This window comes from Bifidobacterium pluvialisilvae (assembly GCF_019331695.1).
GTDB classification, from domain to species: domain Bacteria; phylum Actinomycetota; class Actinomycetes; order Actinomycetales; family Bifidobacteriaceae; genus Galliscardovia; species Galliscardovia pluvialisilvae.
In genome coordinates, this window is the sequence record NZ_JAHBBI010000007.1 from 82,174 (window position 1) to 101,934 (window position 19,761).

A 19,761-nucleotide genomic window follows, 5' to 3' on the forward strand; every position below is an offset into this window, starting at 1 on the left:
CGGTTTCGGGGTCAAGTGCCCTACAGTACGGCCGTCACCGAGCCATCGCCTAGTAGTATTGGCGGGAGCCGCACGAAAGACATAACGGAACAGAGGAGAGGAGGCCCGTATGGCACCCAAGCAGACGAAGCAGGACAAGCGTGAGCAGGGGACGACGCCCATCGCGGTGAACCGCAGGGCCAGGCACGACTATGAGATCGAGGACCGTCTTGAGGCCGGCATCGTACTGTCGGGAACGGAAGTGAAGTCGCTGCGCGAGGGACGCGCCTCGCTCGCCGAGGCGTTCGTGAGCATCGACCGACGCTACGAGATCTGGCTGGAGAACGCGAACATCCCCGAATATCTCAACGGCACGTGGACCAACCACGCGCCCAAACGCAAGCGCAAACTGTTGCTGCACGCCCAGCAGATCGAAAAACTCGCCCGCCAGACCGAAGCCAAGGGATACACCATCGTCCCGCTTAGCCTGTACTTCAAGAATGGTCGTGTAAAGGTCGAGATCGCGCTTGCGCGAGGCAAACGCGAATACGACAAGCGCCAGGCATTGCGCGAGGCGCAGGACAAACGCGAGGCCCAGCGCGCGATGCGCCTTCGTAACATGCGGCATTAACGAAGACGACACCATCCCTTTACTATGGCATATATGAGAAGTTTGAAGACCATCCTCGCCGCCCTCGCCGCCATGGCCCTGTTCATGCCGCTCGCCGCCTGCGGCACCAGCGACGCCACCGACGCCGACCCCGACATCGCCCGCAGCTACGATGTCAGCCACATCCGGAAGGACGAGAAGATCGCCGCCATGCTGCCCGAATCCGTGACCAAGGACGGCAAATTCTCCGTCGGTGTGAACGTGACGTACGCGCCAGCGGAGTTCCTGGCCTCCGACGGCAAGACGCCCGTCGGCTATGAAATCGACCTGGACAAGGCGCTTGCCAAGGTGTTCGGGCTCGACCTCGACATCGAAAACGCCACGTTCGACACCATCATCCCGTCCGTCGGGTCGAAATACGACGTCGGCATTTCCGGATTCACCGTGAACAAGGAACGCATGGACGCCGTCGACTTCGTCACCTACGCCAAGGCCGGCCTCACCTTCGCCGTGCGCAAGGGCAACCCGACCCACGCCGACCCCAGGCAGTTGTGCGGCACGCGCGTATCCGTGCAGGTGGGCGTCGTCGCCGAGACCGAGATGTACAAGGCGCAGGACGCGTGCAAGGCGGCCGGCAAGGAACGCATCGAGATCCTGCCGTACCGCAACCAGACCGACGTGACCACGGCGCTGATCGCCGGCCGCGTGGACCTCATGTACGCCGACACGCCCGTCTCCGGCTACGCCGTCGCCCAGACCGACGGCCAGCTGCAGACACTCGGCGAGAACGAGGGCGTGCAGCCCATGGGCGTGGCTGTGAAAAAAGGCGACACCCAGACCGTGAAGGCCGTGCAGGCGGCGCTCGAAAAACTCATGGCCGACGGCACATACCAGGCCATCATGAAGACATGGGGCGTGGAGAACGTCATGGTCGACAGGCCCGAGGTCAACCCCAAGGTGGATGCGTAGGAGGGGTGAGCACCATCGCGAGTTTGGCTGGTGTCCATAAAAGTTTGGTTGGTAACGTGTTCGTGACATTGCGAACTTATTTTCGGGTAACGGATTGGAAATGAATCCCGAGAGGAAGCAGACAATGTCATTCACGACTCGCATCAAGGCGCTCGCCGCGGCCACGCTCGCCGCGGCCACGCTGTTCTCCATGGCCGCATGCGGCACCTCGGACTCCTCGGACAGCTCCTCCGACAGCTCGTCCAAGTCCGCAAGCACGCAGGGCTTCGACACCAGCTCCATCAAGAAGGACGACGAACTCGCCGCCATGCTGCCCGACTCCATCAAGAGCGATGGCGTCCTCAAGGTCGGCACCGACACCTCCTACGCCCCGGCCGAGTTCCTCGCCGAGGACGGCAAGACGCCCGTCGGCTTCGACATCGACCTGACCAAGGCGCTGGCCGCCGAATTCGGACTCAAGGCCGAGAACGTCACCGCCACGTTCGACTCCATCATCCCGTCCGTCGGCTCCAAGTACGACGTCGGCATCTCCTCGTTCACCGTCACCAAGGAACGCCTCCAGGCCGTCGACTTCGTCACCTACTTCAAGGCCGGCTCCACATACGTCGTGAAGAAGGGCAACCCGTCGAAGATCGACAGCTCCAACCTGTGCGGCAAGAAGGTCGCCGTCCAGACCGGCACCACGCAGGAGGAGGAGGTCAACAAGGCCAACGACGCCTGCAAGGCCTCCGGCAAGAGCGGCATCGACATCCAGTCGTCCAAGCTGCAGACCGACGTGACCACGGCCGTCGCCTCCGGCAAGGCCGACATCTTCTACGCCGACACCCCCGTGGCCGGCTACGCCATCAAGCAGACCGGCGACACGCTCGAGGCCCTCGGCGAGGACGTCGGCGTGACCCCCGAGGCCATCGCCGTCAAGAAGGGCGACACCAAGACCGCCGAGGCCATGCAAAAGGCCGTGCAGAAGCTCATGGACGACGGCACCTACAAGAAGATCCTCGACACGTGGGGCGTCTCCTCCGGAGCGGTCGACAAGGCCGAAATCAACCCCAGCGTGGAATCCTGACGTTCTGACGCCACGGATTTTTGAAACCTCCGTCATCCAAGACACCGCCCATCGGGTAGTGTCTTGGATGACTCCGTTATATAGACAGAAAGAGAAGAAAGCCGCAGGACCATGGCAGCAAAGAACACCGAAAACGACGGGCTGAACATCCCCAACCGGATCGACGCCCTTCCCGTACGACGCCCGGGACCGGTCGTGGCGGGCATCATCGTCGCACTGCTGGCGGTCATGCTGGTCTACGGCATGATCACCAACGAACGGTTCGAATGGGACGTCGTCTGGAAATACCTCTTCAACGAGAACGTACTGGCCGGCATCGGATGGACGCTGTGGATCACCGTCCTGTCCATGGTCATCGCGACCGTGCTCGCCGTGATCCTCGCCATCATGCGCAAATCCATCAACCCGGTGCTGCGCGGCGTGAGCTGGTTCTTCATCTGGTTCTTCCGCGGCACCCCTGTATACACCCAGCTGGTGTTCTGGGGCCTGTTCTCCGTGCTCGTGCCCAAACTGGGCCTCGGCATCCCGTTCACATCCATCGAATTCTGGTCCATCGACTCGCAGAACGTCGTCACCGCGTTCCGCGCCGCCGTCATCGGCCTGGCACTGAACGAGGCCGCCTATCTTTCCGAGATCGTGCGCGCCGGCCTCGAAGCCGTCGACCCCGGCCAGGCCGAGGCCGCCGAGGCGCTCGGCATGAGGCGCTCGCTCATCATGCGCCGCATCATCCTGCCGCAGGCCATGCGCATCATCATCCCGCCGACCGGCAACGAGACCATCGGCATGCTCAAGACCACATCCCTCGTGCTGGCCGTGCCGTTCACGCTCGATTTGCAGTTCGCCACGAACGCCATCGCCAACCGCATATACAAGCCCATCCCGCTGCTCATCGTGGCCTGCTTCTGGTACCTGCTCATCACGTCGATCCTCATGGTCATCCAGTCCAGGCTCGAAAAGTACTTCGGCAAGGGCTTCGAAGCCCGCCCGATCGGCCCCAAGGGCCAGCAGACGCCGCTGCCCGGCAAGACCGACGGCGAACCCAAGGACGACGTGCACAAGACGAACCAGGCCACCATGGTCGGACTGAACGCGTGAGTGGAGGCAATGAAATGACGACAACGAACATCGCGGTCAAGGCCACGCAGGTGCACAAGGCCTTCGGATCCCTCCACGTGCTCAAAGGCGTGGACCTCACCGTCGAAACCGGCACGGTGACCGTCATCCTCGGTCCCTCCGGCTCCGGCAAATCCACGCTGCTGCGCCTCATCAACCAGCTGGAGACGCTCACCGGCGGCCGCATCGAGGTCGACGGCGAGATGATTGGCTACAAGGAGGTCGAACGCGGCGGACAGACCGTGCTCCAGACCCTCGACGACAAGGACATCGCCCGCCAGCGCGCCAAGCTCGGCATGGTGTTCCAGAAGTTCAACCTGTTCCCGCACATGACCGCGCTCGAAAACGTGATGGAGGCACCCGTCCACGTGGCCCACACGCCCAAGGACCAGGCGCGCAAGGAGGCCATCGAGGAGCTCAACCGCGTGGGCATGGGCGACCGCCTCAACTACTATCCGATGCAGCTCTCCGGCGGCCAGCAGCAGCGTGTGGCCATCGCCCGCGCCCTCGCCATGCACCCGGACATCATGCTGTTCGACGAGCCGACCTCGGCATTGGATCCCGAACTCGTGGGCGAGGTGCTCAACGTCATGCGTTCTCTCGCCAAGGCCGGCATGACCATGATCTGCGTGACGCACGAGATCGGGTTCGCCCGCGAGGTCGCCGACCAGATCGTGTTCATGGACGGCGGCGTGGTCGTGGAGAAGGGCGGCCCCGAAATCATCGACCACCCGAAGGAGCCCCGCTTCAAGGACTTCCTCAACCACGTGCTGTGACCTGACCCCAACCCTTTCTGGCCATCCCGCACATCCGGCCTTCGCCTCAGCCCCGTGTTACGACCCCGACTCGTACACGGGGCTTGTCGTATGCCGCTGAGGCGGACTGCTGAGGCGGACTGCTGAGGCGGACTGCTGAGGCGGACTGCTGAGGCGGACTGCTGAGGCGGACTGCTGAGGCGGACTGCTGAGGCGGGCTCCGGTATGCGTTTCGCGACACACTCAAGGCCGTTCGGCCTCGCTCCAGTGTCTGCTTGGCGGAGCCTAGCAGACACTTCCGCTGCTTACGGTCGCGAAACGCATACCGGAGCCCTTGGTTTCTGTACCACACCCAGCGGCGGGCGTACCTTCTGTGGTTTTTGTCATCCTGAGCGGAGCCGCTTGCGGCGTAGCCGAAGGATCTTGGATGGCATGGAGCACAAGATCCTTCGACTACGGGCTCCGCCCTCCGCTCAGGATGACAAGGGATATCCATTCAGCCTTGAGTGTATCGGGGAACACATGCCGGCGGTCGCCGCGGTCATAGCGGGGTGCGGGTCATGGGTGATGGTTTCGGGGCGGGCGCGGGGAGCGTGGGGCCCTTGTATAGGTTCGGCCAAGGTGGGCGTTTTGCTTGGGGCATAGGCAACATTCATTGCATACACTAGGTTTCCATGTGTGGAATCGTAGGATATGCAGGAAACATCTCTACCGCGTGCGGCAAGCCCCTTGAGGTCTGTCTTCAGGGCCTGAAGCGCCTGGAATATCGTGGATATGATTCTGCCGGCGTGGCATTGACGGCACCCGGCATGGATCACGTCGCCGTCCGTAAGAAGGCGGGCCGCCTCTCCAACCTCATCGAGGACATCGAACGCAAGCCCATGCCGATGGCGACCGTCGGCATCGGTCACACCCGCTGGGCCACCAACGGCGTGCCGAGCGACGTGAACGCCCACCCGCACACGAGCATGGACGGCAAGGTCGCCATCATCCACAACGGCATCATCGAGAACGCCTCGCAGCTGCGTCTCGACCTGCAGGCCGAAGGCTATCGTTTCTCGTCGAACACCGATACGGAGGTGGCCGCCAAGCTGCTCGGCAAGATCGTCGACACCATCATCGCCGACGAAGGCAAGCCCGACCTGTTCCGTGCCGTGCGGCGTCTGGCACGCATGCTCAAGGGCGCGTTCACCATTCTGGCGACCGACTGCCGCCAGCCCGACATCATCGTCGGCGCCCGTCATGACTCCCCGCTGGTCGTCGGCCTCGGCGACGGCGAGAACTTCCTCGGCTCCGATGTGGCCGCGTTCGTGGCCTACACGAAGCGCGCGCTGGAGATCGACCAGGACCAGGCCGTCTGCGTCTCCGCCGACAAGGTCGTCGTCACCGACTTCAACGGCAACATCGTGGAGAACCCGAAGACCTACACCGTTGACTGGGACGCCTCCGCCGCCGAGAAGGGCGGCTGGGACTCCTTCATGGACAAGGAGATCCACGAGGATCCGGCCGCCGTGCAGCGCACGCTGCTCGGTCGTTTCGACAAGAACGGCGACCTCAACCTCGACGAGGTCCACATCGACGAGCATGACTTCAAGGCCATCGACAAGATCATCGTCATCGCCTGCGGCACGGCAAGCTACGCCGGCCTGGTGGCCAAGTACGCCATCGAGCACTGGGTGCGCATCCCCGTGGAGGTGGAGCTCGCACACGAGTTCCGCTACCGCGACCCGATCCTCACGCCGCGCACGCTCGTCGTGGCCGTCTCACAGTCCGGCGAGACCATGGACACGCTCATGGCGCTGCGCCACGCCCGCGAGCAGGGTTCCAAGGTGCTGGCCATCTGCAACACACAGGGCGCCTCCATCCCGCGCGAATCCGACGCCGTGTTGTACACGCACGCCGGCCCCGAGGTGGCCGTGGCGTCCACGAAGGCGTTCGTCGCGCAGATCACCGCCGCCTACGTGCTGGGCCTGTATCTCGCGCAGATCAAGGGCACGATGTTCCGTGACGAGATTCACCAGATCCTCGGCAGTCTCAAGGACATGCCCCGCAAGATCCAGTGGGTGCTTGACACGCAGACCGAGACCATCCAGAAGGCCGCCGAAAGCATGGTGAACGCGAACTCGTTCCTGTTCCTCGGCCGTCACGTCGGCTACCCGGTGGCGCTTGAGGGCGCGCTGAAGCTCAAGGAGATCGCCTACACGTTCACCGAGGGATTTGCGGCCGGCGAGCTCAAGCACGGTCCCATTGCGCTCGTGGACGAGGGCGAGCCGGTGGTGTTCATCGTGCCGCCGGAACGCGGCCGCAACGTGCTGCACGCCAAGGTCATCTCCGGCATCGAGGAGGTCAAGGCCCGCGGCGCATACATCATCGCCGTCGCCGAGGAGGGCGACAAGGACGTGGAGAACTACGCCGACGTCGTGTTCTGGCGTCCGAAGTGCCCCACCCTGATGAGCCCGCTCGTGGACGTCGTGCCGCTGCAGCTGTTCGCCATGGACATGGCCAAGCTCAAGAACTACGACGTCGACAAGCCGCGTAATCTCGCCAAGTCCGTCACCGTCGAGTGATTGGCCGCAGCGTTGAGGCGTTATCCGCATTTTCCTCGCGTAAGTCGTCGTAAAACGGTCCTGTTTTCGACGATTTCCCCGTGGAAAATGCGGATTTCGAATATGTAGGGGAGTGATTATGCCGCAACGCCGTCTGCAACAGCGTCATCTGCCGCAGCGTCATCGTTGGGTGACGGATGAGCCCGACATTCCGTTCGATTTCGACGTGCTGTACGAGGACGAACGCATCATCGTCGTCGACAAGCCGCATTTCCTGCCCACCACGCCACGCGGCATGTGGTACCGTTCCACGGCGCTGATACGGTTGCGTGAACGATTGGGGGAGCCGCAGATCACTCCCGCGCATCGTCTGGACCGCGATACCGCCGGCGTGGTGGTGTTCGTACGCGAACCATCGGCGCGCGGCGCGTACCAGATGCTCTTCCAGGAGCATCGCGCCGTGAAGGTCTATGAATGCCTTGCTCCTGCGAGGCCCGTCAGCCGTCCGTGCTTCGGCACCATCGAACGGCTGGAGCCGCCGCGCGTGTTCCCGCTGCGGCGGCGTTCGCGCATCGTCAAGGACCGGGGAATCCTGCAGGCGTACGAGGAGCCGGGCGCGGTGAACGCGGAGACCGTGGTGGAGCTGGGTGCCGGCGTGCAGGGCGCGGGCCGTCGTCGCTGCCCGGTACGGGCATACGTGCTGCATCCACGCACCGGCAAGACGCATCAGCTGCGCGTGCACATGAACTCGCTCGGACTGCCCATCGTCGGCGACCCCATGTATCCGCGCGTCATCGACCGCGCCTACGACGACTTCTCCAACCCGCTGCGGCTCGTGGCGCGTTCGCTCGAATTCACGGACCCGTATACGGGGGAGCGCCGTCGTTTCGTCTCGCGCGTCATGCTGGATGCATGAATAGGCGGAAAACTCTGGGCATAAAAAGTACTACGTTTGGGTTCAATGATATACTTTTTAACAGCGCGATAATCGTGCGTGAAAGCGGTTTCCAAACCACTGAACATTCGACCGAAAGGTAATGATGAGCGAAGCACAAGCCAATATCGGCGTTGTAGGTCTTGCCGCGATGGGAGCGAGCCTGGCTCGCAATCTGGCGCACAAGGGCAATACGGTCGCCGTCTACAACCGTCACTACTCCCGCACCGAGACGCTGATCGACAAGCACGGCGACGAGGGCAAGTTCGTTCCGGCGAAGACGCTGGAGGAGTTCGTCGCAGCCCTGACCAAGCCGCGTACGGCCATCATCATGGTCAAGGCGGGCGAGCCCACCGACGAGATGATCAACGCGCTCGCCGACCTCATGGAGCCAGGCGACATCATCGTCGACTGCGGCAACGCCTACTACAAGGACACCATGCGCCGCGAGAAGGCCATCCGCGCCCGCGGGCTGCACTTCGTCGGCTGCGGTGTCTCCGGCGGCGAGGAGGGCGCCCTCAAGGGACCGTCCATGATGCCCGGCGGCACCAAGGAGTCCTGGAAGACCCTCGGCCCGATTCTCGAAAGCATCTCCGCCAAGGCGGAGGGCGAGCCGTGCGTCACGCACATCGGCTCCGACGGCGCCGGTCACTTCGTCAAGATGGTGCACAACGGCATCGAATACTCCGACATGCAGCTCATCGCCGAAAGCTACGACCTCATGCGTCGCGGCCTGGGCATGAAGCCCGCCGAAATCGGCGACCTGTTCGAGGAGTGGAACAAGACCGAGCTGAACTCCTACCTCATCGAGATCACCGCCGAGGTGTTCCACCACGTGGACAAGAAGACCGGCAAGCCGTTCATCGACGTGGTGCTTGACCACGCCGGCATGAAGGGCACCGGCACCTGGACCGTGCAGACCGCCCTGTCGCTGGGCGTGCCGGTGACGGGCATCGCCGAGGCCGTGTTCGCCCGTGGCCTGTCCTCCCAGACCGAGCTGCGTGCCGAGGCCGCCAAGCAGGGTCTTGAGGGCCCGACCGATCCGGTGCCGATGCCGCTCGAGGAGCGCCAGGCGTTCATCAACGACATCCGCGAGGCGCTGTATGCGTCCAAGATCGTGGCCTACGCGCAGGGCTTCAACGAGATTTCCGAGGCCGCCAAGGAGTACAACTGGGACATCGACCTCGCCGCCGTGGCCCGCATCTGGCGTGGCGGCTGCATCATCCGCGCCCAGTTCCTCAACCGCATTTCCGAGGCGTTCGAGTCCGGCGAGGCCAACGTGTCGCTGCTGTTCGCCCCGTACTTCAAGGACGCCGTCGAGACCGTGCAGCGTTCGTGGCGCCGCGTGATCTCCCGCGCCATCAGCTTCGGCATCCCGATGCCGGTGTTCTCCAGCTCGCTGGCCTACTATGACGGCCTGCGTTCCAAGCGTCTGCCCGCCGCCCTGATTCAGGGCCAGCGCGACCTCTTCGGCGCCCACACCTACCAGCGCGTCGACGAGCCCGGCGTCTTCCACACGCTGTGGACGGAGCCGGGGCAGGAGGAAATCAAGCAGGCTTGATTTCCTCCTGCTGGTGGACAGTCCTGTGGACTGTCCACCAGGCTCCGTGCGGAGGGATTTTCGTAGGAAATCACTCCGCCAGCAAACTGCGCCCTTCCGAATCATCGGGAGGGCGTCTCTAATTGCAGGACCCGAGCCGGGTCAGGAAGAGATCAAGCAGTCTTGATCTCTTCCTGACAGGCGACGGTCCTGTGGACTGTCGCCTAGGTTCGGTGCGGAGGAGTTTTCCTACGAAAACTCCGTAGCCAGCAAACAGCGGCCTCCCGAATCATCGGGAGGCCGTCCTTAATTGCGGGACCCGAGCCGGGGCAGGAGGAAATCAAGCAGGCTTGATTTCCTCCTGCTGGTGGACAGTCCTGTGGACTGTCCACCGGAGCTGAAAAGGTGGGCCCATCCAATCGGATGAACCCACCTTTTCGCATACAAACGGTCCCAAACCCCCGTTCCCCGCAATCTGTGGTGCTTTAGTGCCGTTTTTCGGCGAAAAAATGACCGAAAGGCACCGTAAGTCACGGATTCCGGAGGATGTCGCCGCCCGTCACAGGTTTGCGGCGGCATCCTTGTCCAGCAGCCACAGCGTCTCTTTGGCGCCACCGGCGAAGGAGCTCGGCACGTGCGGGTTGTTGTAGCCGGCCAGCGCCTTGCCCACGGCCTCGGCCTTGCGCGGCGTGGAGGCGAACACCCATACGCGGCGGCAGTGGCGGATGAACGGCACGGTGAGACTGATGCGCATCGGCGGCAGCTTGGGGGAGTCGGTGATGCCGATCACGCGGGTCTTCTTATCGTGGTTGCGCAGCGCCGGATGGTTGGGGAACAGCGAAGCGAAATGACCGTCCGGCCCCACGCCGAACAGGGCGATGTCGAACGCCTGCTTCTTGCCCAGCGCCTTGACGATCTCATGCTCGTATTCCTTGGCGGCCTTGTTGACGACGTCGTAGTTCTCCTCGTCGGTGGCCTTGTCGCGTTCTTCGTCGGAACGGGTGTCAGCCGGCATCTCGTGAATGTGCGATTCGGGCATCCGTCCGTCCTCCACCAGTTTGCCGAACCATGCCTCGCGCGCCTGCAGCGCGTTGCGGTCGGGGTTATCGGCGGGGACGAACCGTTCGTCACCCCACCACAGGTGCACACGACTCCAGTCCACGGCGTCAGCCAGCGGGCTTGCGGCCACGGTGCGCAGCATGGCGATGCCGTCGGTGCCACCGGTCAGGGCCACGTCCACGCGCTGACGCTTGGCCAGGCGGTCGGAGATTTTGAGCAGGAATCGCGACGCCAGTGCCTCGCGCAGTACGTCGGCGGTCGGGTAGATGATGACTTTCCTGTCGATCATTGCCATGATGTCTCCTCTATATACATACGATGCCGCGTAATCGTTCCTTGCTTATGCATCCTGCCGCGGCATATTCGATATCGTTGTCAGATTAGCGCGTAATCGTTGCGCATGATGCCGTGGTTCCGGTTCCGTGACATGACGTCCACGTGGATGTCACATGGATTTCAGATGGGGAGGATTCTTCGACTCCGGGCTGCGCCCTCCGCTCGGGATGGCAGTGGAAGGGCGCAGCGGACGACGCGTCGAATATGCGCTATTCGTGTTCGATGAGGGGCCAGCCGTGTTCGATGACCTCGGCGTAGATCTCGTCGGGGTCGAGTCGGCGCAGCTCTTCGCTCAGGCAGTCGCCGAGTGTACGAATCGGCACGGTCACGTTCTGCGGCGACTGGCCGGGCTGTGAGATGACGGCCGCGTCCTCGGCGGCACGTTCAATGCTCAGCACGCCGTCCTCGCGCGTGAAGTACACGCCGGAGATGGCGGTCAGGTCGTCGGAGCGTTCTACGGTGACGGGCACGTTCGGCAGGCTCCATGCCAGCCAGGAGGCCAGCAGTTCGAGCGGCAGGTCGTGCGTCGGGCCGGTGAGTTTCACCGATGTGATGGGCAGGTGCGGCGGCTGGTCGAGCATGGAGACCAGCAGGGCCCGCCAGATGGTGAGCCTGGTCCATGACATGTCGACGTCCTGCGGACTGTAGTGGGCGCGCAGCGCGATGAACGCGGCCTCGGGATTCGGGGCACGCAATGCGTCGGTGATACGACTGCGGGCCATGCGTCCGATGGCGTTGACGGAGGGGTTTTCCGGCGCTTTGGTGGGCCACCAGGCCACGACCGGGGCATCGGGCACGAGCAGCGGGATGACGAGGGTGTCGAGATGACGGATGAGCTCGTCGGCCGGCTTGAGCACGATGATTTCGCCGGCACCGGCGTCCGCGCCGAAACGAATCTGCGCGTCGAGCGTGGAGCCTTCCTCGGCGTCGGCCGGACGGGCGTGCTTGACGATTACAATCACGCGGCAGGGGTGCTCGCGGCTGGCGGCGTTGGCCGTCTCCAGCGAGTTCTCCAGCTCTTCGGTGTATGTCTCCACGAGCAACGTGAGCACGCGGCTCTGCGCGGCCTCGCCGCGCTCCTCGTGCAGTTCCTCGATCTTGCGGGAGATGGCCGAGGTGGTGGTGTTGGGCAGGTCGAAAATCATGGCATCCTCCAATGGTGTCCGTCGCGGGCAAGCATGTCGTCGGCTTCCTTCGGCCCCCAGGTGCCGGCACGGTAGGGGGCGGGCTGGCCGAGCGTGCTCCAGAACTCCTCGATGGGGTCGAGGATCTTCCAGGAGAGTTCGACCTCCTTGGTGGTCGGGAACAGTGGCGGGTCGCCGAGCAGCACGTCGAGGATTAGTCGCTCGTACGCCTCGGGGGAGGACTCGGTGAAGGAGCTGCCGTAGCTGAAGTCCATGCTCACGTCACGGACCTCCATGGCGGTGCCCGGCACCTTCGCGCCGAAGCGCAGGGTCACACCCTCGTCGGGCTGCACGCGAATGACCACGGCGTTGGCGCCGAGCTCGCGGGTGGCGGTGGTCTCGAACGGCAGGTGCGGGGCGCGCTTGAACTGCACGGCGATCTCGGTCACGCGCTTGCCCAGGCGCTTGCCGGTACGCAGGTAGAACGGCACTCCGGCCCAGCGGCGGGTGTCGACGTCGAGGCGGATGGCCGCGTAGGTCTCCGTGGTGGAGTCGGGGCTGATGCCATGCTCGTCGAGGTAGCCGATGACCTTTTCGGAGCCCTGCCAGCCTTCGGCGTACTGGCCGCGGGCGGTGTGCAGGGAGAGGTCCTTCGGCAGGTGCACGGCGGAGAGCACCTTGGTCTTTTCGGCGCGCAGGTCGCTGGCGGCGAACGACACCGGCTCCTCCATGGCGGTAAGGGCCATGAGCTGCAGCAGGTGGTTCTGAATCACGTCGCGCGCCGCGCCGATGCCGTCGTAGTAGCCGGCGCGTCCGCCGATGCCGAGGTCCTCGGCCATGGTGATCTGCACGTGGCTCACGTAGTTGGCGTTCCAGACCGGCTCGAACATCATGTTGGCGAAGCGCAGGGCCAGCAGGTTCTGCACGGTCTCCTTGCCGAGGTAGTGGTCGATGCGGAACACCGATTCGGGGCTGAACACCTCGCCGACCACGCGGGCGAGCTCCTTGGCGCTTTCGAGGTCGTGGCCGAACGGCTTCTCGATGATTACGCGGCGCCATGCGCCTTCGGTGGAGTGGGAGAGCCCGGATGCGGCCAGCTGCTTGGAGACGACCGGGAAGTCGCGCGGCGGCACGGCCATGTAGAACGCGTGGTTGCCTCGCGTGCCGCGGTCACGGTCGAGCTCGGAGACGGTGTCGCTGAGGCGGGTGAACGCCTCGGAGTCGTGGAACTCGCCCTGCACGAAGCGGATGGATTCGCGCAGATGGCCCCAGGTGTTCTCGTTGAACGGGGTGCGGCAGTGGGCGCGCACCTGTTCCTCGGCGTAGTTGGCGAATTCTTCGTTGCTCCACGGGCGGCGGCCGAAGCCGACCAGGCCGAATCCGGCGGGCAGCAGTCCACGGTTGGCGAGGTCGTAGACGGCGGGCAGCAGCTTGCGTTTCGCGAGATCGCCGGTGACGCCGAAGATCACCAGCGAGCATGGTCCGGCGACGCGTGGCAGGCGCAGGTCGCGCGAATCACGCAACGGATTGGAATACGCTGCCGTATTCCCCACAGTATTCCCCATGTGCAGCTCCTTTGGTGTTGATAGTGCGCATCAGTCTACAGATACGATATCGGTTTGCGTCATCCCTTGCCCGCGTTTTCCTGAAAGGAAAACTTATGACGGGTTATCGGATTCGATGGGTTGTCGTCGTCCGTCCTGTCACGGCCATTGTGGTAAGCGCTTACCGTTTTCTTTCATCATAGAGTCCGACGATATGGATGGCAAGCCGATGACGGTGTGATGTGTGGATTGCGGATTATGGATGTGAAGAGGACTTCCCCTTGGTCCGCTGTCGCGGATGGCTCCCCTCGAGGAGGGGAGCCAGGGGGATTGCACGGGGTCCTAGGCGATCTGGCCGTGCTTCTCGTAATTGGTCACGCGCGTGGCGTGGTTCTTCCCGTCGACGAACACGACCTTCGGCTTGTGCGTCCTGGCCTCCTCGGCGTCCATCTGGCAATAGCACATGATGATGGCGGTGTCGCCGGGGTCGAAGAAGTGGGCTGCGGCGCCGTTGAGGCAGATGATGCCGCTGCCGGGCTCTCCGGCGATCGTGTAGGTTTCGAGGCGCTGGCCGTTGTTCACGTTCACGACGGCGACCTTCTCGTATTCGAGGATGCCGGCGGCGTCGAGCAGTTCGGAGTCGACGGTGATGGAGCCGACGTAGTCGAGACGCGCCTCGGTGACGGTGACGCGATGGATCTTGCCCTTGAGCATATTGAGCTGCATGATTGTTTCCTTGATTGAAGTTGTGGAATTGATGGGCTCCCCTCATCCCGCTTCGCGGACGGCTGGTCTCGGTTGCGAGGGGAGCCGAATATGGCGGGGAGCCGAAGGGGGCGAATCGTCCGATGGCCTCAGTGGAAGACCATCGGGGACTCAGTGGAGTTCGGGGTAGAAGAAGTTGTCGATCAGGCGGGTCTTGCCGATGCGTACGGCGATGGCGACGAGCACGGGCTGGTCGAGCGTGGCGACGGGGTGCACGTTCTCGAGGTCCACCACCTCAACATACTCCGGGTCGGCGAGCGGTTCGGTGGCCAGCACCTCGCGCACCTTGGCCTTGATGGCCTCGGCGCTCTTCTCGCCCGACTCGGCCAGCTCGCGGCCGGCCTCCAGCGCCTTGTGCAGGATCGGTGCGGCGGCGCGCTGCTCGGCGTTCAGGTACGTGTTGCGCGAGCTCTTGGCCAGGCCGTCGGCCTCGCGGATGATCGGGCAGCCGATGATCTCGATGTCGAAGTTGAGGTCGCGTACCATGCGCTTGATGACCAGCAGCTGCTGCGCGTCCTTCTGGCCGAAGTAGGCGCGGTTCGGCGTCACGATGTTGAACAGCTTGGCGACCACCGTGCACACGCCGCCGAAGTGCACCGGACGGCTCTTGCCGCACAGCTCCTCGGTGATCGTGGCCATGGTGATGGCGGTGGTGCGGTTCGGGTAGTACATCTCCTCGGGGGACGGGTTGAACAGCAGGTTCGCGCCGGCGCCGGAGACGAGCTTGGAGTCGCGGTCGAGGTCGCGCGGGTAGGCCTCGAGGTCCTCGTTCGGTCCGAACTGCACGGGGTTGACGAAGTCGGAGACGACCACACGGTCGTTGTCGGCCACGGCACGCTCGATAAGGCTCCTGTGGCCCTCGTGCAGGAAGCCCATGGTCGGCACGAGGCCGACGGACAGGCCCTGGGCCTTCCAGGCCTTGACCTGCTCGCGCACCTCGGCGATGGTGTGGACGACGGCGAATTCACTGGTTTCAGTCATGATGATTACCTCTTATGGTGTGAATATTGCGTTATATACGTTGATTTCATTACCTCCTCCGACAGGAGGAGGCGGTATGGCGGTCGATGCCGGGCTCGCTACTTGAGTTCGGCGAGGATCTCCTCGTTCATCGCGAAGCCCTCCTTGGCGTTGTCGGGGAAGGCACCGGACTTGACGTCCTTGATGTAGCTGCCGAACGCCTCTCGCATCTGCGTGCCGATCTCGGCATAGTGGCGCACGAACTTCGGCTTCATCTCTCCGTACATGTTGAGCAGATCCTGGTAGACGAGGATCTGGCCGTCGGTCACATCGCCCGCGCCGATGCCGATCGTCGGGATGGAAAGCTCCTCGGTGATCTTCTTGGCGAGCAACGTGGGAATGCCCTCAAGCACCACGGCGAAGGCGCCGGCGTCCTCGATGGCGCGCGCGTCGTCGAGGATCTGCTGCGCTGTCTTGACGTTCTTGCCCTGCACTTTGAAGCCGCCGAACGCGTTCACCGACTGCGGGGTGAGGCCCAGATGCGCCATCACGGGGATGGACGCGGTCACGATGGCCCTGATCTGGTCGTGGAACGCCACGCCGCCCTCGAGCTTGACGGCCTGGGCGCCGCCCTCCTTGACGAGGCGTCCCGCGTTCTCCACGGCCTGGTCCACGGTGTGGTAGGCCATGAACGGCAGGTCCACCACCACGAGCGCGTTCTTCGCGCCGCGCGTCACGCACTTGGCGTGATGGATCATGTCCTCCATCGTCACCGGCAGCGTGGAGTCGTAGCCGAGCATGACCATGCCCAGCGAATCGCCGACGAGGATGCCGTCGATGCCGGATTCGTCAAGCAGCTTGGCCGTCGTGTAGTCGTAGGCGGTGAGCATCGAAAGCTTCTCGCCGCTCTCCTTGGCCGCACGGAACGTTACCGCAGTGTGCTTCATTGTTGGTTATCCTTTCGTTGGTCGCGGTCGGCCGGGCCGATCCACGCCTGTTTTACTTGTTATTCGGTTATGGGTGAAAGTATCGTTCGCAGCCCGTCGTAGTCGCGATTGGGGTTCTTCGCGGCGGCGATGTCGATCAGCGCCTGCGAAAGCGGCCGGTATACGGCCAGCGCATCGTCCGGAAGCGCCTTGAGATGCGCCTCGACGGTGCCGGCGTCCGCACGCTCGACGGGGCCTGTAAGCGCCGCCTTCGCGCCGCGCTCGCAGAAGGAGTCCGCGTTGTGGCGAATCATCGCCGACAACGCCTCGCGGGCGTCGGATTCGCCGAATCCGCACGACCGCAGCGTCTCCACCGCCTGATTCCACAAGGCGATGGGCAGGTTGCTCGCCATGACCGCCGCCGCATGGTAACGCGTCTTGCTGTCGGCCTCCATCGTCCGGTTTGGGTTGCCGAGCGATGCAAGCAGCTGTGACATCGCCTCGGTGACCCGCGCATCGCCCTCCAGTGCGAAGAACGCGCCGGCGAGCTGGTCTCGGCCGTCGGTCGGGAAGCGCTCGCTCACCGCCTGCATCGGATGCATCGAGAACGCGGAGACTCCGGCCTCGTCACTGCCGTCGAACACCCGGGACGACAGGCATCCGCTGCAGTGGCCGATGGCCATGCCGCTGACCGCATCTTCGGGCAGGTCGCGCAGGTCATGCCATACGCCGGCGATGGCGTCGTCCGGCGTGGTGACGATGAGCATGTCGCTCAGTTCCACGGCCGACATCAGCGACGGGAACGCGACGGCGGCCGTCGTCGCGTCAAAATCGGCCGCCTGGCGCGCGGCCGCATTCAACGCGTCCGCCGCGGCCTGCGATGACGTCATCGAACGACTGCAGTAGCCGCTGACGGTGACGGACGCCGACCCGCGAAGATGCGCGCCGAGTGCGCATCCCACCTTGCCCGCGCCGACGAATCCGATCCTCATGACCGGCGTCCCTTTCCTCGCGCGCCCTGCTTCTGAAGACGGGCGTAGATGATGGCCAGGCCCTTGAAGATGAGCTGACGGTCGTAGACGTCGATGGAGTCGGTGGCGTTGTACAGCACGCGTCCGAGACCACCGGTCGCCACGACCTTGAAATCATGGCCGATCTCCTTGCGGAACTGGGCGATCGTGTACTCCACGCCGCCGAGATACTGGTAGTAGATGCCGGCCTGCATGGCCGTCTTCGTGTTCGTCGCCAGGATCGTCTCCGGCTGCTCGATCTCGATTTCCGGCAGCTGGGCCGTATGGCTCCACAGCGAGTTCGCGCTGGTCTCCAGTCCGACGCCGATCACGCCGGCGCTGAACGTGCCGTTCTCGTCCACGTAGTCGTAGGTCGTGGCCGTGCCGAAATCGATGACCAGCACCGGGCCGCCATACAGGTAGTAGGCGCCGGCGCAGTCCGCGATGCGGTCCGCGCCCACGGTCTTCGGGTCGTCCAGCCGCAGATTGATGCCGCAGCGGATGCCCGGCCCGATGATGATGGGATCGAGGTCGAGGAACTTCTTGATGCTCGAACGGAACGCGTACATGACCTTCGGCACCACGGAGGAGATGATGACGTCATCGACCTCCTCGGGGCGGATATGCGACATCGTCATGAACGTCGAAAGCATCATCGCGTATTCGTCGCTCGTGCGACGGGTCTTCGTCGTCAGACGATACGTGCCGATGATGTCGTCGCCGTCGATGAATCCGATGACGATGTTCGTGTTGCCGATGTCCACGGCGATCAGCATGGTCTCTTCCTCTCTTCCATCATTCCCGTTCTGTCATTCTGAGCGAAGGCCGTAAGGCCGGAGCCGAAGAATCTCACACCTCCTGCGCCACGCCCACCTTGCGCAGCGCGGCGAGCCGGCCGAGGATCAGCCTCGCCAGGTCGGTCTTGGGCATCTGGCCGATGCGTTCGATGTCGGCGATGCTGTGGTCGTGCTCCACGTCGTCGGGCGGGGTGAGAATCGTCACCACGTTCGTATCGGTGGCGAATCCGGCGCCGGGGTCGCGCAGGTTGTTGGCCACCAGCATGTCGCAGTGCTTCTCGGCGAGCTTCTTCGCCGCGTTCTCCACCAGATGCTCGGTCTCCATGGCGAACCCGCACAGCACCTGCGAGCCGTCGTCGCGCTTGTGCTCGCCGGCCCATGCGAGGATGTCCGGGTTCGAGACGAGCTCCAGCGTAAGGGTGGTGCGCCCATGCTTCTTGATCTTCTGCGGGCTGGCGGTCTCGGCGCGGAAGTCGCCGACCGCGGCGGCCATCACCGTCACGTCGGTGGCGTCAAAGCGCTCGCTGACGGCGGCGAACATGTCACGTGCGGTCGTCACATCCACCACGTCCACGCCTTCGGGGGCCTCGAGGCTCACGGGGCCGGAGACCAGCGTCACATGCGCGCCCATATCGCGGGCGGCGGCGGCGAGGGCGTAGCCCATCTTGCCGGTGGAATGGTTGGTCAGGTATCGCACCGGGTCGAGCGGCTCCTGCGTGGGGCCGGCGGTCACCAGCACGTTCAGGCCCTTGAGCGGCTGATCGGCGTGGCCATCACCGGTCGCGGCCGGAGCGGGCGTCGTCGCATCGGTGGCGGCGTCGTTTTCGGCGAGCAGCGCGTCGATGGCCTTCTCGATGTCCTCCGGCTCGGCGAGACGTCCCTTGCCGACGTCCTGGCAGGCCAGCAGACCCGACGTGGGGTCGACGAAACGGAAGCCGAGCTCACGGCATTCGGCGATGTTGCGCTGCGTGGCCGGGTTCTCGTACATATGCACGTTCATCGCCGGGCACACCAGCTTCGGGCAGGTGGCGGCGAGCGTCGTGCTCGTCAGATAGTCGTCGGCGATGCCGGACGCGAACTTCGCGATGACGTTCGCCGTGGCCGGCGCGATGACCACGACATCGGCCCACTTGGCGTCCTCGATATGGCTGACGCCCACGCGCGCCTCGCCGAACTCGTCGGTGTAGGTGGCGTATTCGGCGGCCGGGAACATGGCCGTGCGCGTGGCGGTGTGCGTGAGGGAGTCGAAGGTGACGGGGCCCACGAACTTCGTGGCCGAGGCCGTCATCATCACACGGACCTCATGGCCGTGCTTGGTGAGGTTCGATGCCAGCTGGCACGCCTTGAACGCGGCTATGGAGCCGGTGACGCCCAGAAGAATATGACGCGGACGGGTGCCGCTGCTGTGATTGGCGCTCATTACGCTGCCTCCATACGATACGGCGAAATCACCCTACGGTGGGCCGCCAGTTCGTCAGTCTCTGCGGGAAGTCCCCGTCAAAGCCGATACAAGTCTAATAAGCGAAGACCTGCCGTCGCCAGTTCATGCCAACAATTGCCGATGTAATCTTCCTCACACCCGACGTCCGCGTCATCCCCGTGATGCGCGACTGCATGTGACCGTGAACAACTTTCCCGCAAACGCTGGCAACCGATGACGCCTTCCAACCGCAACGATATACAGTGATGATTACCTTCCGGCAGAGGCGCTTTCGGAGGGAAAAGCAA

The 19,761-nt window shown here is 63.9% G+C and carries 17 protein-coding genes; 8 read left to right on the forward strand and 9 right to left on the reverse strand.

Annotated features, from left to right (window positions below):
• Nucleotides 1-109 precede the first annotated feature (109 nt).
• From smpB to gnd, 8 genes are all read left to right on the forward strand, one after another.
• Nucleotides 110-610: an SsrA-binding protein SmpB gene (gene smpB / locus KIH77_RS06940; RefSeq protein WP_219100361.1), complete on the forward strand. Its 501-nt coding sequence runs from the start codon at nt 110-112 to the stop codon at nt 608-610.
• Nucleotides 611-634: 24 nt separating this feature from the next.
• Nucleotides 635-1,558 carry an ABC transporter substrate-binding protein gene (locus KIH77_RS06945; protein ID WP_219100363.1) on the forward strand — a complete coding sequence of 308 codons (924 nt, stop codon included), beginning with the start codon at nt 635-637 and terminating at the stop codon, nt 1,556-1,558.
• Between the two features lie 124 nt (nt 1,559-1,682).
• Entirely contained in the window at nt 1,683-2,624 is a 942-nt protein-coding gene (locus tag KIH77_RS06950) for an ABC transporter substrate-binding protein (RefSeq protein ID WP_219100365.1), read from the forward strand.
• 111 nt (nt 2,625-2,735) lie between these two features.
• A complete protein-coding gene (locus KIH77_RS06955; RefSeq protein ID WP_219100367.1) occupies nt 2,736-3,719 on the forward strand; it encodes an amino acid ABC transporter permease in 984 nt (327 codons plus the stop codon).
• Between the two features lie 14 nt (nt 3,720-3,733).
• Entirely contained in the window at nt 3,734-4,513 is a 780-nt protein-coding gene (locus KIH77_RS06960) for an amino acid ABC transporter ATP-binding protein (RefSeq protein ID WP_219100369.1), read from the forward strand.
• 653 nt (nt 4,514-5,166) lie between these two features.
• Nucleotides 5,167-7,059: a glutamine--fructose-6-phosphate transaminase (isomerizing) gene (gene glmS / locus KIH77_RS06965; RefSeq protein ID WP_219100371.1), complete on the forward strand. Its 1,893-nt coding sequence runs from the start codon at nt 5,167-5,169 to the stop codon at nt 7,057-7,059.
• Between the two features lie 169 nt (nt 7,060-7,228).
• Complete coding sequence (locus KIH77_RS06970; RefSeq protein ID WP_372445375.1) at nt 7,229-7,954, forward strand: pseudouridine synthase; 726 nt, start codon at nt 7,229-7,231, stop codon at nt 7,952-7,954.
• Nucleotides 7,955-8,078: 124 nt separating this feature from the next.
• Nucleotides 8,079-9,533, forward strand: coding sequence for an NADP-dependent phosphogluconate dehydrogenase (gene gnd / locus KIH77_RS06975; protein ID WP_219100375.1), 1,455 nt, complete (start codon nt 8,079-8,081; stop codon nt 9,531-9,533).
• 538 nt (nt 9,534-10,071) lie between these two features.
• Here the strand turns inward: gnd and pgl are convergent.
• From pgl to coaBC, 9 genes are all read right to left on the reverse strand, one after another.
• Nucleotides 10,072-10,860 (reverse strand): 6-phosphogluconolactonase, encoded by a 789-nt coding sequence (gene pgl / locus KIH77_RS06980; protein WP_219100519.1) that lies wholly within the window; start codon nt 10,858-10,860, stop codon nt 10,072-10,074.
• A 256-nt stretch (nt 10,861-11,116) separates the two neighbouring features.
• Nucleotides 11,117-12,052: a glucose-6-phosphate dehydrogenase assembly protein OpcA gene (locus tag KIH77_RS06985; protein WP_219100377.1), complete on the reverse strand. Its 936-nt coding sequence runs from the start codon at nt 12,050-12,052 to the stop codon at nt 11,117-11,119.
• Nucleotides 12,049-13,596, reverse strand: a complete 1,548-nt coding sequence (gene zwf, locus KIH77_RS06990; protein WP_219100379.1) for a glucose-6-phosphate dehydrogenase — start codon at nt 13,594-13,596, stop codon at nt 12,049-12,051. Before zwf ends, KIH77_RS06985 begins: the two co-directional genes overlap by 4 nt.
• Before the next feature lie 321 nt (nt 13,597-13,917).
• The gene (gene panD / locus KIH77_RS06995; RefSeq protein ID WP_163200115.1) at nt 13,918-14,301 is read right to left on the reverse strand and encodes an aspartate 1-decarboxylase; all 384 of its coding nucleotides are present in this window, start codon (nt 14,299-14,301) and stop codon (nt 13,918-13,920) included.
• 150 nt (nt 14,302-14,451) lie between these two features.
• Nucleotides 14,452-15,321, reverse strand: a complete 870-nt coding sequence (gene panC / locus KIH77_RS07000) for a pantoate--beta-alanine ligase (protein WP_100509952.1) — start codon at nt 15,319-15,321, stop codon at nt 14,452-14,454.
• A 98-nt stretch (nt 15,322-15,419) separates the two neighbouring features.
• Nucleotides 15,420-16,247, reverse strand: coding sequence for a 3-methyl-2-oxobutanoate hydroxymethyltransferase (gene panB / locus KIH77_RS07005; RefSeq protein WP_219100381.1), 828 nt, complete (start codon nt 16,245-16,247; stop codon nt 15,420-15,422).
• 59 nt (nt 16,248-16,306) lie between these two features.
• Nucleotides 16,307-17,218: a Rossmann-like and DUF2520 domain-containing protein gene (locus KIH77_RS07010; protein ID WP_163200113.1), complete on the reverse strand. Its 912-nt coding sequence runs from the start codon at nt 17,216-17,218 to the stop codon at nt 16,307-16,309.
• Nucleotides 17,215-18,012 carry a type III pantothenate kinase gene (locus tag KIH77_RS07015; RefSeq protein WP_163200112.1) on the reverse strand — a complete coding sequence of 266 codons (798 nt, stop codon included), beginning with the start codon at nt 18,010-18,012 and terminating at the stop codon, nt 17,215-17,217. The genes KIH77_RS07010 and KIH77_RS07015 overlap by 4 nt, the downstream gene beginning before the upstream one ends.
• A 73-nt stretch (nt 18,013-18,085) precedes the next feature.
• Complete coding sequence (coaBC, locus tag KIH77_RS07020) at nt 18,086-19,453, reverse strand: bifunctional phosphopantothenoylcysteine decarboxylase/phosphopantothenate--cysteine ligase CoaBC (protein WP_219100383.1); 1,368 nt, start codon at nt 19,451-19,453, stop codon at nt 18,086-18,088.
• Between the last annotated feature and the right edge of the window lie 308 nt (nt 19,454-19,761).

Bases quoted from the DNA above. Each gene is read 5' to 3' on its own strand.
- smpB (WP_219100361.1), top strand. From the start codon at position 110: ATGGCACCCAAGCAGACGAAGCAGGACAAGCGTGAGCAGGGGACGACG.
- KIH77_RS07010 (WP_163200113.1), bottom strand. From the start codon at position 17,218: ATGAGGATCGGATTCGTCGGCGCGGGCAAGGTGGGATGCGCACTCGGC.
- panC (WP_100509952.1), bottom strand. From the start codon at position 15,321: ATGACTGAAACCAGTGAATTCGCCGTCGTCCACACCATCGCCGAGGTG.
- KIH77_RS07015 (WP_163200112.1), bottom strand. From the start codon at position 18,012: ATGCTGATCGCCGTGGACATCGGCAACACGAACATCGTCATCGGATTC.
- KIH77_RS06955 (WP_219100367.1), top strand. From the start codon at position 2,736: ATGGCAGCAAAGAACACCGAAAACGACGGGCTGAACATCCCCAACCGG.
- KIH77_RS06960 (WP_219100369.1), top strand. From the start codon at position 3,734: ATGACGACAACGAACATCGCGGTCAAGGCCACGCAGGTGCACAAGGCC.
- zwf (WP_219100379.1), bottom strand. From the start codon at position 13,596: ATGGGGAATACTGTGGGGAATACGGCAGCGTATTCCAATCCGTTGCGT.
- glmS (WP_219100371.1), top strand. From the start codon at position 5,167: ATGTGTGGAATCGTAGGATATGCAGGAAACATCTCTACCGCGTGCGGC.
- KIH77_RS06985 (WP_219100377.1), bottom strand. From the start codon at position 12,052: ATGATTTTCGACCTGCCCAACACCACCACCTCGGCCATCTCCCGCAAG.
- pgl (WP_219100519.1), bottom strand. From the start codon at position 10,860: ATGATCGACAGGAAAGTCATCATCTACCCGACCGCCGACGTACTGCGC.
- KIH77_RS06950 (WP_219100365.1), top strand. From the start codon at position 1,683: ATGTCATTCACGACTCGCATCAAGGCGCTCGCCGCGGCCACGCTCGCC.
- gnd (WP_219100375.1), top strand. From the start codon at position 8,079: ATGAGCGAAGCACAAGCCAATATCGGCGTTGTAGGTCTTGCCGCGATG.
- coaBC (WP_219100383.1), bottom strand. From the start codon at position 19,453: ATGAGCGCCAATCACAGCAGCGGCACCCGTCCGCGTCATATTCTTCTG.
- panD (WP_163200115.1), bottom strand. From the start codon at position 14,301: ATGCAGCTCAATATGCTCAAGGGCAAGATCCATCGCGTCACCGTCACC.
- KIH77_RS06945 (WP_219100363.1), top strand. From the start codon at position 635: ATGGCATATATGAGAAGTTTGAAGACCATCCTCGCCGCCCTCGCCGCC.
- panB (WP_219100381.1), bottom strand. From the start codon at position 16,247: ATGAAGCACACTGCGGTAACGTTCCGTGCGGCCAAGGAGAGCGGCGAG.